The sequence below is a fragment of the Rhizobacter sp. P2_D12 genome (assembly GCF_056404395.1).
In genome coordinates, this window is sequence record NZ_JBFUEB010000150.1 from 1 (window position 1) to 11,098 (window position 11,098).

The 11,098-nt window shown below is 66.4% G+C and carries 14 protein-coding genes; 9 read left to right on the forward strand and 5 right to left on the reverse strand.

Features of this window, described 5'->3' with window-relative positions:
- From AC1DYN_RS29430 to AC1DYN_RS29455, 6 genes are all read left to right on the forward strand, one after another.
- Positions 1–472: nuclear transport factor 2 family protein (locus AC1DYN_RS29430; RefSeq protein WP_477965801.1), on the forward strand; the 472-nt coding region annotated here is incomplete at its 5' end.
- Positions 469–1,716, forward strand: a complete 1,248-nt coding sequence (locus AC1DYN_RS29435) for a L,D-transpeptidase family protein (RefSeq protein WP_477965803.1) — start codon at positions 469–471, stop codon at positions 1,714–1,716. The genes AC1DYN_RS29430 and AC1DYN_RS29435, both read left to right, overlap by 4 nt.
- Positions 1,717–1,721: 5 nt before the next feature.
- Positions 1,722–2,285, forward strand: coding sequence for a peptidylprolyl isomerase (locus AC1DYN_RS29440; protein ID WP_477965825.1), 564 nt, complete (start codon positions 1,722–1,724; stop codon positions 2,283–2,285).
- Position 2,286: 1 nt separating this feature from the next.
- Positions 2,287–2,790, forward strand: a complete 504-nt coding sequence (locus AC1DYN_RS29445; protein WP_477965805.1) for a peptidylprolyl isomerase — start codon at positions 2,287–2,289, stop codon at positions 2,788–2,790.
- Between the two features lie 26 nt (positions 2,791–2,816).
- A complete protein-coding gene (locus AC1DYN_RS29450; protein WP_477965807.1) occupies positions 2,817–3,623 on the forward strand; it encodes a UDP-2,3-diacylglucosamine diphosphatase in 807 nt (268 codons plus the stop codon).
- A gap of 10 nt (positions 3,624–3,633) precedes the next feature.
- A complete protein-coding gene (locus tag AC1DYN_RS29455; protein ID WP_477965809.1) occupies positions 3,634–4,437 on the forward strand; it encodes a M90 family metallopeptidase in 804 nt (267 codons plus the stop codon).
- A 36-nt stretch (positions 4,438–4,473) separates the two neighbouring features.
- Here AC1DYN_RS29455 and clpA read toward each other — a convergent pair whose 3' ends face one another.
- Positions 4,474–6,777, reverse strand: a complete 2,304-nt coding sequence (clpA, locus tag AC1DYN_RS29460) for an ATP-dependent Clp protease ATP-binding subunit ClpA (protein ID WP_477965811.1) — start codon at positions 6,775–6,777, stop codon at positions 4,474–4,476.
- Entirely contained in the window at positions 6,774–7,130 is a 357-nt protein-coding gene (gene clpS, locus AC1DYN_RS29465) for an ATP-dependent Clp protease adapter ClpS (RefSeq protein WP_477965813.1), read from the reverse strand. Before clpS ends, clpA begins: the two co-directional genes overlap by 4 nt.
- A 235-nt stretch (positions 7,131–7,365) precedes the next feature.
- Here clpS and AC1DYN_RS29470 point away from each other — a divergent pair, with 235 nt between their 5' ends.
- Positions 7,366–7,641, forward strand: coding sequence for a cold-shock protein (locus AC1DYN_RS29470; RefSeq protein WP_477965827.1), 276 nt, complete (start codon positions 7,366–7,368; stop codon positions 7,639–7,641).
- Between the two features lie 276 nt (positions 7,642–7,917).
- On the opposite strand, the gene icd is transcribed toward AC1DYN_RS29470, so the two are convergent.
- On the reverse strand, positions 7,918–9,171 hold the full coding sequence (gene icd, locus AC1DYN_RS29475) for an NADP-dependent isocitrate dehydrogenase (protein ID WP_477965815.1): 1,254 nt from the start codon (positions 9,169–9,171) through the stop codon (positions 7,918–7,920).
- Between the two features lie 164 nt (positions 9,172–9,335).
- Here icd and AC1DYN_RS29480 point away from each other — a divergent pair, with 164 nt between their 5' ends.
- Complete coding sequence (locus tag AC1DYN_RS29480; protein WP_477965817.1) at positions 9,336–9,512, forward strand: hypothetical protein; 177 nt, start codon at positions 9,336–9,338, stop codon at positions 9,510–9,512.
- Between the two features lie 122 nt (positions 9,513–9,634).
- Positions 9,635–10,096, forward strand: coding sequence for a DUF192 domain-containing protein (locus AC1DYN_RS29485; RefSeq protein ID WP_477965819.1), 462 nt, complete (start codon positions 9,635–9,637; stop codon positions 10,094–10,096).
- A gap of 70 nt (positions 10,097–10,166) precedes the next feature.
- Here the strand turns inward: AC1DYN_RS29485 and AC1DYN_RS29490 are convergent, their stop codons facing one another.
- Both AC1DYN_RS29490 and AC1DYN_RS29495 read right to left on the reverse strand, forming a co-directional pair.
- Positions 10,167–10,748, reverse strand: a complete 582-nt coding sequence (locus tag AC1DYN_RS29490) for a superoxide dismutase (RefSeq protein ID WP_477965821.1) — start codon at positions 10,746–10,748, stop codon at positions 10,167–10,169.
- Positions 10,749–10,771: 23 nt separating this feature from the next.
- Positions 10,772–11,098, reverse strand: a 327-nt coding sequence (locus AC1DYN_RS29495; RefSeq protein ID WP_477965823.1) for an exodeoxyribonuclease VII large subunit, incomplete at its 5' end; no start/stop codon positions are given.

An 11,098-nucleotide genomic window follows, 5' to 3' on the forward strand; every position in this document is an offset into this window, starting at 1 on the left:
GGCCAAGCCCGCGCCGGCGCCTGCACCGGCACCCGCGCCCGTCGTCGTCGCCGCGGCACCGAAGGCGGCCCCCGCTCCGGCACCTGCGCCTGCGCCCGCTGCCGTCGCGGCGAAGCCGGCTTCGGCCGCCGCCGGTGCCGATGCGCAGAACATCGAAGCCGCCGCGCTGGCCTGGGCCGATGCCTGGTCACGCAAGGACATCGACGCCTACTTCGCGTCCTACACCCCCGACTTCGACGGCGGCAAGTCGCGCACGGCCTGGGAGGCCGAGCGCCGCGCCCGCATCACCGGCAAGCGCAGCATCAGCGTCGCGCTGAGCGACTTCAACATCCGCGTCCAGGGCGACAAGGCCGTCGTGCAGGTGCGCCAGGCCTACAGCGCCGATGCGCTGAAGGTGTCGAGCCGCAAGACGCTGGAGATGGTGCGCGTGTCCGGCCGCTGGCTGATCCAGAAGGAAAGCACCGGCTCGTGATCCGACGCCTGCGTGAGCGCTGCCAGCGGGCGGCATGGCAGCTCGGCCTCTTGCCTTGGCTGCTGGCCGGACTGCCGCCGGCCGCCGCCGCGCCGCTGCAGCCGGTGGTGGCGCGCAGCACCGCGCCGGCCGGCCACGCATCGCCCGAAGCCCGCCTGATCGAGATCTACCAGCTGATCCGCCAGGGCGCCGCGCGACAGGCGCTCGGCAAGGCCGAATCGCTGACGCGCGACGTGCCGAATTTCCAGCTGGCGCAACTCGTCTACGGCGACCTGCTGCTGGCACGGCGCCAGCCGCTCGAGACGATGGGCGCGGTGCCGCCCGGCGTGGCCGCGTCGTCGCCGGACCAGCTCGCGCAGCTGCGCCAGGAAGCCGCGCTGCGCCTGGCCGCCCTCACCGAGCGCCCGCCGGCCGATGCGCTGCCGCGCCAGTTCCTCGACATCCCCCCGAGCACCCGCCATGCGATCGCGGTCGACGCGAGCCGCTCGCGGCTGTACCTGTTCTCCAACGACGCCAAGGGCCTGCGCCTGATCGCCGACCACTACGTGTCGCTCGGCCGGCTCGGCGTCGACAAGAAGGAGCAAGGCGACCAGCGCACGCCGCTCGGCGTCTACTTCATCACCAGCCGGCTCACCACCCGGCAGGTGGCCGAGTTCTACGGCCCCGGCGCGCTGACGCTGAACTACCCGAACGAGTACGACCGCCGGCGCGGCAAGACCGGCGGCGGCATCTGGCTGCACGGGGTGCCGCCGAGCAACTTCGCGCGCGGCCCGCAGACCACCGACGGCTGCGTGGTGCTCGCCAACACCGACTTGGCGCGCCTGCTGCGCGACGTGTCGCCGCGGCGCACGCCGGTGGTCATCGCGCCGAAGATCGAATGGGTCGCAAGTGCCCAGGCCGAACGCGAGCGCAGCGCGGCGCGTGCGATGGTCGAGCAGTGGCGCGTCGCGCGTTCGCAAGGCGACGTCGCGAGGTTGCTGAGCTTCTATTCGCCGCAGTTCCAGAGCGGCAGCGCCGACATCGCGCAGTGGTCGCAGATGGTCGACAAGGAACTGCAGGCCACGCGCGGCCGCACGGCCGCGCTGAAGGAGATGTCCATCCTGTCGTGGCGCGACGCCGGCGAGGTGCTGATCGTCACCTTCGGCGAGGTGCTGAGCGGCCAGCTGACCGGCCCGCTGAAACGCCAGTACTGGGGGAAGGAAGGTGGACAATGGAAAATATTCTTCGAAGGAGTGATTCTGTGAAATCAATGAAGGCATGGGTGCCGCTGCTGGTGGCCGGCGTGATCGGCCTCTCGGGCAGCATGGCCGCGTACGCGCAGAAGGTGAAGCTCGCGACCTCGATGGGCGACATCGTCATCGAGCTCGACGCGGCGAAGGCGCCGAAGTCGGCGGCCAATTTCCTGCAGTACGTGAAGGACGGCCACTACAACGGCACCGTCTTCCACCGCGTGATCCCGAACTTCATGATCCAGGGCGGCGGCATGACCCCCGACCTGAAGGAAAAGCAGACGCGCGCGCCGATCCCGCTGGAGGCCCGCAACGGCCTGACCAACCAGCGCGGCACCGTCGCGATGGCGCGCACGATGGATCCGAACTCGGCCACCTCGCAGTTCTTCATCAACGTCAAGGACAACGAATTCCTCAACGCCGCGCAATCGCGCGACGGCAACGGCTATGCCGTTTTCGGCAAGGTCGTCGCGGGCATGGACGTGGTCGACAAGATCCGCGCCGTGTCCACCGGCAACAAGGGCCCGTACCAGGACGTCCCGGTCGAGCCCGTCATCATCAAGCAAGCCACGCTGGAGAAATAACATGAGCCAACTCGTCGACCTGGTCACCAACCACGGCACCATCCGCATCGAACTCGACGCGGACAAGGCCCCGCTGTCGGCCAAGAACTTCCTCTCGTACGTCGAGAAGGGCCACTACAGCGGCACGGTGTTCCACCGCGTCATCAAGGGCTTCATGATCCAGGGCGGCGGCTTCGAGCCCGGCATGAAGCAGAAGCCCACCGAGGCACCGATCCAGAACGAGGCCGGCAACGGCCTGAAGAACAACCACTACACGCTGGCGATGGCGCGCACCAATGCGCCGCATTCGGCGACGGCGCAGTTCTTCATCAACGCGACCGACAACGATTTCCTGAACTTCAAGTCCGAATCGCCGTCCGGCTGGGGCTATGCGGTGTTCGGCAAGGTGGTGTCGGGCCAGGAGATCGTCGACGCGATCGAACGCGTGAAGACCGGCAACAAGGGTGGCCACAGCGACGTGCCGCTCGAGGACGTCGTGATCACCGAAGCCAAGGTCGTCGCCTGAGCGACGGCCGGCAGGACCCGGGCGAGATGACGCGCAAGCCGGCACCTCCTCCCCTGCCCAGCCTGTGGGAATACGCAGCGCCGGCCGACTGGCGCTGCATCGACTTCATCTCCGACCTGCACCTGGGGGCCGAGACGCCGCGCAGCTTCGAGGCCTGGTCGGCCTACCTACGCACGACCGACGCCGACGCGGTGTTCATCCTCGGCGACCTGTTCGAGGTCTGGGCCGGCGACGACAGCCGCTTCGAGGGTTTCGAGGCGGCTTGCGCGAACGAACTGGCCGAGGCGGCCTGCCGGCGCACCGTCGGCTTCATGGCGGGCAACCGCGATTTCCTGGTCGGGCTGGAGATGCTGCGCGATTGCGGCGTGCTCGCGCTGCCCGACCCGACGGTGCTCGAGGCCTTCGGCCAGCGCGTGCTGCTGACGCACGGCGATGCGCTGTGCCTGGACGACACCGCCTACCTGCAGTTCCGCGCCGTGGTGCGCAGCGAGGCCTGGCAGCAGGAGTTCCTGTCGAAGCCGCTGGCCGACCGGCAGCGCTATGCGCGCGCGGTGCGCAACGAGAGCGAACAGCGCAAGCAGCTGCACGCAACCCCGATGGACTGGGCCGACGTCGATGGCGCTGCCGCGGTGCGCTGGTTGCACGAAGCCGGCGCGACGACGATGGTGCATGGCCACACCCACCATCCCGGCAGCGAGCCGCTGGCCCCGGGCCTGCTGCGCCACGTGCTGAGCGACTGGGACCTGGACCACCCGCCGCGACGCGCCGAGGTGCTGCGCTGGAGCGAGCGCGGCTTCAAGCGCATCGCACCGCCCGGCGTGGCGCTGCCCTGACAAGCCCGCGATGCTGAGCCGCGTCTGGAACACCGTGCAGGGCTGGCGCGAGAAGCGCACGCTGGCGCAGCGCGCGATCCCCGACGCGCTGTGGGCGGACACGCGCATGCGCTACCCCTTCCTGGCCGAACTCGACGACGACGATGCCGGGCGGCTGCGCACGCTGGCGACGCTGTTCCTCGCGCGCAAGCAGTTCCATGGCACGCACGGGCTGGAGGTCAGCGACGCGATGGCGGTCGCGATCGCCGCGCAGGCCTGCCTGCCGATCCTGAACCTGGGCCTCGACTGGTACGACGGCTTCGTCGGCATCGTCGTGCACCCGGACGAGATGGTCGCGCAGCGCGAGGTGATGGACGAGGACGGCGTCGTGCACGAGTACGAGGAAGTGCTGGCCGGCGAGGCGCTGGAGGGCGGGCCGGTGACGCTGTCGTGGCGCGACGTCGAGGACGCTGCCGAGAGCGCCGACTGGGGCTACAACGTCGTGATCCACGAGTTCGCGCACGTCATCGACATGCGCGACGGCGAGGCCGACGGCATTCCGCCGCTGCCCGGACGCGAGGCCCACCTGGCCTGGCGCCGCGTGCTCGACGCAAGCTACGAACGCTTCTGCGACGAGGTCGACCGCGGCGAGGAGACGCTGATCGATCCGTACGGCGCCGAGGCGCCGGGCGAGTTCTTCGCGGTGGCCTGCGAGACCTTCTTCGTCTCGGCGCCGGACCTGCTGGAGTGGGATCCGCAGCTGTATGCGCTGCTGCGCGGGTTCTTCGCGCAGGATCCGGCGGCGCGCTTCGCGTTCGGGCTCTCTGCGGAATGACCCATGAAAAACGGGGCCCGCGGGCCCCGTCTTCCTTTACGCCGTCGCCGGCTCGGCCTTCGGCTTGTCGATCTTCTTCGCCGGCTGGATGTCCAGCACCGTCTTGCCGTCGGCATCGACGTCCACCGTCAGCCGGCCACCGTCGACCAGGCTGCCGAACAGCAGCTCGTCGGCCAGCGCACGCCGGATCGTGTCCTGGATCAGGCGCTGCATCGGGCGCGCACCCATCAACGGGTCGAAACCGTTCTTCGCCAGCAGCTTGCGCAGCCCATCGGTGAAGGTGACCTCGACCTTCTTCTCCGACAGCTGGCTTTCCAGCTGCAGCAGGAACTTGTCGACCACCCGCATGATGATGTCTTCGTCCAGCGCACGGAAGCTCACCGTCGCGTCGAGGCGGTTGCGGAACTCCGGCGTGAACAGGCGCTTGATGTCGGCCATCTCGTCGCCCTGCTCGCGGGCGTTCGTGAAGCCGATCGTCGACTTGTTCATCGTCTCCGCGCCCGCGTTCGTCGTCATGATGATGATGACGTTGCGGAAGTCGGCCTTGCGCCCGTTGTTGTCGGTCAGCGTGCCATGGTCCATCACCTGCAGCAGCACGTTGAAGACGTCCGGGTGCGCCTTCTCGATTTCGTCGAGCAGCAGCACCGCGTGCGGCTTCTTCGTGATCGCCTCGGTCAGCAGCCCGCCCTGGTCGAAGCCGACGTACCCCGGCGGCGCACCGATCAGGCGGCTCACGGCATGGCGTTCCATGTACTCGCTCATGTCGAAACGGATCAGCTCGATGCCGAGGATGAAGGCCAGTTGCTTGGCCACCTCGGTCTTGCCGACGCCGGTCGGACCGCTGAACAGGAACGAGCCGATCGGCTTGTCCGGCTTGCCCAGGCCCGAGCGCGCCATCTTGATGGCCGCCGCGATCGCCTCGACCGCCGGTTCCTGGCCGAACACCACGCTGTTCAGGTCACGGTCCAGCGTCTTCAGCTTCGAGCGGTCGTCGCTGGACACGCTGGTCGGCGGGATGCGCGCAATCTTGGCGACGATTTCCTCGACCTCGTTGCGGGTGATCGTCTTCTTCTGCTTGCTCTTCGGCAGGATCCGCTGGGCGGCACCGGCCTCGTCGATCACGTCGATCGCCTTGTCGGGCAGGTGACGGTCGTTGATGAACTTGGCCGACAGCTCGGCGGCGGCCTGCAGCGCCCCCAGCGCGTACTTGACGCTGTGGTGCTCTTCGAAGCGCGACTTCAGGCCCTTCAGGATCTCGACCGTCTGCTCGACCGACGGCTCGACCACGTCGACCTTCTGGAAGCGCCGCGACAGCGCCGCGTCCTTCTCGAAGATGCCGCGGTACTCGGTGAAGGTGGTGGCGCCGATGCACTTCATTGCACCGGAGCTCAGCGCCGGCTTCAGCAAGTTGCTCGCATCCAACGTTCCACCCGAGGCCGCACCGGCACCGATCAGCGTGTGGATCTCGTCGATGAAGAGCACCGCGTTCGGCTGGTCCTTCAGGTGCTTCAGCACGCTCTTCAGGCGCTGCTCGAAATCGCCGCGGTACTTGGTGCCGGCCAGCAGCGCGCCCATGTCGAGCGAATACACGTTGGCATCGGCCAGGATCTCCGGCACGTCGCCTTGCGTGATGCGCCAGGCCAGGCCCTCGGCGATGGCGGTCTTGCCGACGCCGGCCTCGCCGACCAGCAGCGGGTTGTTCTTGCGCCGGCGGCACAGGATCTGGATCACGCGCTCGACCTCGAGCTCGCGGCCGATCAGCGGATCGATCTTGCCGTCGCGGGCCAGCTGGTTCAGGTTCTGCGTGAACTGGTCCAGCGGCGAACCCTTGCCCTCGCCCTCTTCCTTCTCGCCTTCGGCGTTCGGGCCGCCTTCGCTCGGCTTGGCCGGCTCCGGCGGATCGGATTTCTTGATGCCGTGGGCGATGAAGTTGACGACGTCCAGGCGTGTCACGCCCTGCTGGTGCAGGTAATAGACGGCGTGGGAGTCCTTTTCGCCGAAGATCGCGACCAGCACGTTGGCGCCGGTCACCTCCTTCTTGCCGCTGCCGGTGGACTGCACGTGCATGATCGCGCGCTGGATCACGCGCTGGAAACCCAGCGTCGGCTGCGTGTCCACCTCTTCGGCGCCGCCGACGGTGGGGGTGTTTTCCTTGATGAACTGCGCCAGGCTCTTGCGCAGGTCGTCGATGTTGGCCGAGCAGGCGCGCAGCACCTCCGCGGCCGACGGGTTGTCGAGCAGCGCCATCAGCAGGTGCTCGACGGTGATGAATTCGTGGCGCTGCTGGCGCGCCTCGACGAACGCCATGTGCAGGCTGACTTCAAGCTCTTGCGCGATCATGCGGCCTCCATAATGCATTGCAACGGGTGACCGCCCCGGCGGGCAGCGGCCAACACCAATTCGACTTTGGTTGCAGCGACGTCCTTGGTATAGACGCCGCAGACTCCGCGGCCCTCTTTGTGAACCTTGAGCATGATCTGCGTCGCGGTTTCGAGGTCGCGCTGGAAATACTCCTGCAGCACCATCACGACAAACTCCATCGGCGTGTAGTCGTCGTTGAGCAGTACCACCTGGTACATGCGCGGCGGCTCGGTCTTGGCGGCCTGCCTTTCGGCAACGACCGCCCCCTGCCCGTCGTCGGGCTTCGGCCGCGTCAGCGGCGGCTCGGGCGGGGTCGGTTTTTCCTCGGGCATGGAACCATTCTATAGAGTTGATTTCGCTGTGGTCACTCGAACGGATATTGCGACGGGTGAACGAACTACAAGCCCCGGAAATGCATCACAAGCGCCCCGCTGTTCGCGCATTGTTGATCCACACAGACCCGCGGCAATGCATTTGGTTGCATGGCCCTGAACCCTGGTTTGCTGCGCCTTGACAGTCACCAAGGTGGCGCACAAAATTCTCCGCTCACAGGGACAGGAGACCAATATGGCCGTCGGAACAGTGAAGTGGTTCAATGATGCGAAGGGATTCGGCTTCATCGAACCTGAAGGGGGTGGCGAGGATGTGTTCGCACATTTTTCCGCCATCCAGAGTGAAGGCTTTCGAACGCTCAAACAGGGCGGTCGAGTGAGCTATGAAATGGTGCAGGGGCCGAAAGGCCAGTTGGCGCAGAACATCTGCCCGCTGGCCGACGACGCAGCACCAGAGTCACGCCAGCGACGTTCTGCTGACGTGACAGAGTCCTCAGCTGCTGCAGCCTGACACGTGCGCCGCGGAAGCGGCGTGGCGATCAATGGGCCGTCGGCGCCATTTCGGTGGCGCTGGCGGCTGATGCAGTCTCGGTTTGGCGCACTCGGGCGCCGTTTGCCACATCGAGCGCCTGCGAGCGCGATCGGTGGGAGCGGTTTGCGCGTGTGAGATCAAGCCAGGGTTGCGTCAGCTCAGCTGAAACGACGAAGGCCTGCTTCACGGCAGGCCTTCGTGTTTCCAGCGACGGTTTTCGGTGGAATGAGCCTGGCGGCCCATCCCCCGGCGTCGTCACATGTGGTCGATCATCACCTGGCCGAAGCCCGAGCATGACACCTGGGTCGCGCCGTCCATCAGGCGGGCGAAGTCGTAGGTGACCTTCTTCGACAGGATGGACTTCTCCATCGAGCTGATGATCAGGTCGGCCGCTTCCGTCCAACCCATGTGGCGCAGCATCATTTCGGCCGACAGGATCTCGGAACCGGGGTTCACGTAATCCTTGCCGGCGTACTTGGGCGCCGTGCCGTGGGTGGCTTCGAACATCGCCACCGAATCGCTCAGGTTCGCACCCGGGGCGATGCCGATGCCGCCGACCTGGGCTGCCAGCGCATCCGACACGTAGTCACCGTTCAGGTTCAGCGTCGCGATCACCGAGTATTCGGCCGGGCGCAGCAGGATCTGCTGCAGGAAGGCGTCGGCGATCGAATCCTTGATCGTGATGTCCTTGCCTGTGTTCGGGTTCTTGAACTTGCACCACGGGCCGCCGTCGATCAGCTGCGCACCGAATTCCTTCTGGGCCAGGCCATAGGCCCAGTCGCGGAAGCCGCCTTCGGTGAACTTCATGATGTTGCCCTTGTGAACGATGGTCACGCTGGGCTTGTCGTTGTCGATCGCGTACTGGATCGCCTTGCGCACCAGGCGCTCGGTGCCTTCGCGCGACACCGGCTTGATGCCGATGCCCGAGGTGTTCGGGAAGCGGATCTTCTTGACGCCGAATTCGTCCTGCAGGAACTTGATCAGCTTCTTGGCCTTGTCGCTCTCGGCCTCGAACTCGATGCCGGCGTAGATGTCTTCCGAGTTCTCGCGGAAGATCACCATGTTGGTCTTCTCGGGTTCCTTCACCGGCGACGGCACGCCCTTGAAGTACTGGATCGGGCGCAGGCAGACGTACAGGTCGAGTTCCTGGCGCAGCGCGACGTTCAGCGAGCGGATGCCACCGCCGACCGGCGTCGTCAGCGGGCCCTTGATCGACACCACGTATTCGCGCAGCACCTGCAGGGTTTCTTCGGGCAGCCAGACGTCCGGGCCATAGACCTTGGTCGACTTCTCGCCGGCGAAGATCTCCATCCAGTGGATCTTCTTCGCGCCCTTGTAAGCCTTCGCAACCGCGGCGTCGACCACCTTGATCATCACCGGCGTGATGTCGTAGCCGGTGCCGTCGCCCTCGATGTACGGAATGATGGGCTGGTCAGGGACGTTGAGCGAAAAGTCGCCGTTGACGGTGATCTTCTGCCCACCCTCGGGCACCTTGATGTGCTGATACATGAATTGCTCCGCGCGCTGCTGGGATTGAACGACTGGTTGGAACGACCGATTTGCAGCCGGCGATTCTATGTCACCCGCCCTGTCAACCGACTTTCGAGAGCCCGCGTTACGGGCGGGCTGCCCAAGGATGGACAGCGGATCCAAACTTCAGAAAGGTAAATCGAATGAACAAGATTCTGGCCGCCCTGATTGCTTCGCTGTTCGCCGCCGGCGCTTTCGCCGCTGATGCCAAGCCCGCGGCTGAAGCCGCCAAGCCGGCTGCCTCGGCTGCCAAGGCCGAGAAGAAGGCTGACAAGAAGGAAGAAAAGAAGGAAGTGAAGAAGGAAGAGAAGAAGGGCTGATCCCCGACTCTGCGAGTTCGCCAAGACGCCCGGCCCGTGCCGGGCGTTTTTGACTGCGTCGAAGCTTCGCTTTCATGGGCGCTCGCTACACTCGCTGGGCCCACCGCCGTCGACACCGATCCATGAAGCCTCTTTCCCGCCCCTTGCCGGCCCTGCTGGCGCTCTCCACCCTCGCTGCCCTGGCCGGCACCGCCTGCGCGCAGGACGCGCCGCAGCAGTTGCCCGCGATCCAGATCACCGCCGGCATCCACAACATCCAGGCCCAGGTCGCCCAGACGCCCGACCAGCGCGCCACCGGGCTGATGTTCCGCAAGACCATGGGCACCAACGAAGGCATGCTGTTCGCGTTCGAAGACGCCGGCGTGCAGTGCTTCTGGATGAAGAACACGCTGCTGCCGCTGTCTGCCGCGTTCGTCGCCGACGACGGCACCGTCGTCAACGTCGAGGACATGAAGCCGCAGACGCTCGATTCGCATTGCTCGAAGAAGCCGGTGCGCTTCGTGCTGGAGATGAACCAGGGCTGGTTCGCCAAGCGCGGCATCAAGGCCGGCGACAAGCTGTCCGGCACGCCGTTCGCGCGCTGAAATATCTTGACGCACCCATCAAAAAAGCCGATCGATCGATCGGCTTTTTGCTGGGCGCAGTGAACCTCGTTCAGGCGAAGTTCTTTTCCGCGAAATCCCAGTTGACCAGCGAGGTCAGGAAGGTCTCGACGAACTTCGGACGCAGGTTGCGGTAGTCGATGTAGTAGGCGTGCTCCCACACGTCGATCGTCAGCAGCGGCTTGTCGCCGGTGGTCAGCGGCGTGCCGGCCGCGCCCATGTTGACGATGTCGACGCTGCCGTCCGGCTTCTTCACGAGCCAGGTCCAGCCCGAGCCGAAGTTGCCGACGGCGCTCTTCGTGAAGGCCTCCTTGAACGAGGCGTAGCTGCCGAACTTGGCCGTGATCGCCGCCGCCAGCGCGCCCTTGGGCTCACCGCCGCCGGCAGGCTTCATGCAGCTCCAGAAGAAGGTGTGGTTCCAGATCTGCGCGGCGTTGTTGTAGATGCCGCCGGAAGCCTTCTTGACGATCTCTTCGAGGCTCAGCGACTCGAACTCCGTCCCCTTCTGCAGGTTGTTCAGGTTCACCACGTAGGCGTTGTGGTGCTTGCCGTAGTGGTACTCGAGGGTCTCCTTGCTCAGGTGCGGGGCGAGGGCGTCCTGGGCGTAGGGCAGCGGCGGCAGCGTGTGTTCCATGTGAGGTCCTTTCGAGTGTCGGGTCAGGTGGGGCGCATTGTAGGCAGAGCGCCAGCGGGTTGCAGGGGCTCCGCGGATGACGTCACTTGCAGCACGTCGACCGTCGCCCTGCCGTCGGACAGCACGGCCCCCAGCCGCTGGCCCGGCGACAGCGAGGCGACGCTGGCGACCGGTGCGCCGGCGCCGTCTTCCAGCCACGCATAGCCGCGCGCCAGCACCTGACGCGGATCGACGGCGTGCAGCCGCGCCGCCAGCGCGTCGACGCGATGGTGGGCGACGTCGGTGTTGCGCTGCAGGCTGCGCGTGAGGCGCGGCGCCAGCGCCTCCAGCCGGTGCGCGTCGGCCTGCAG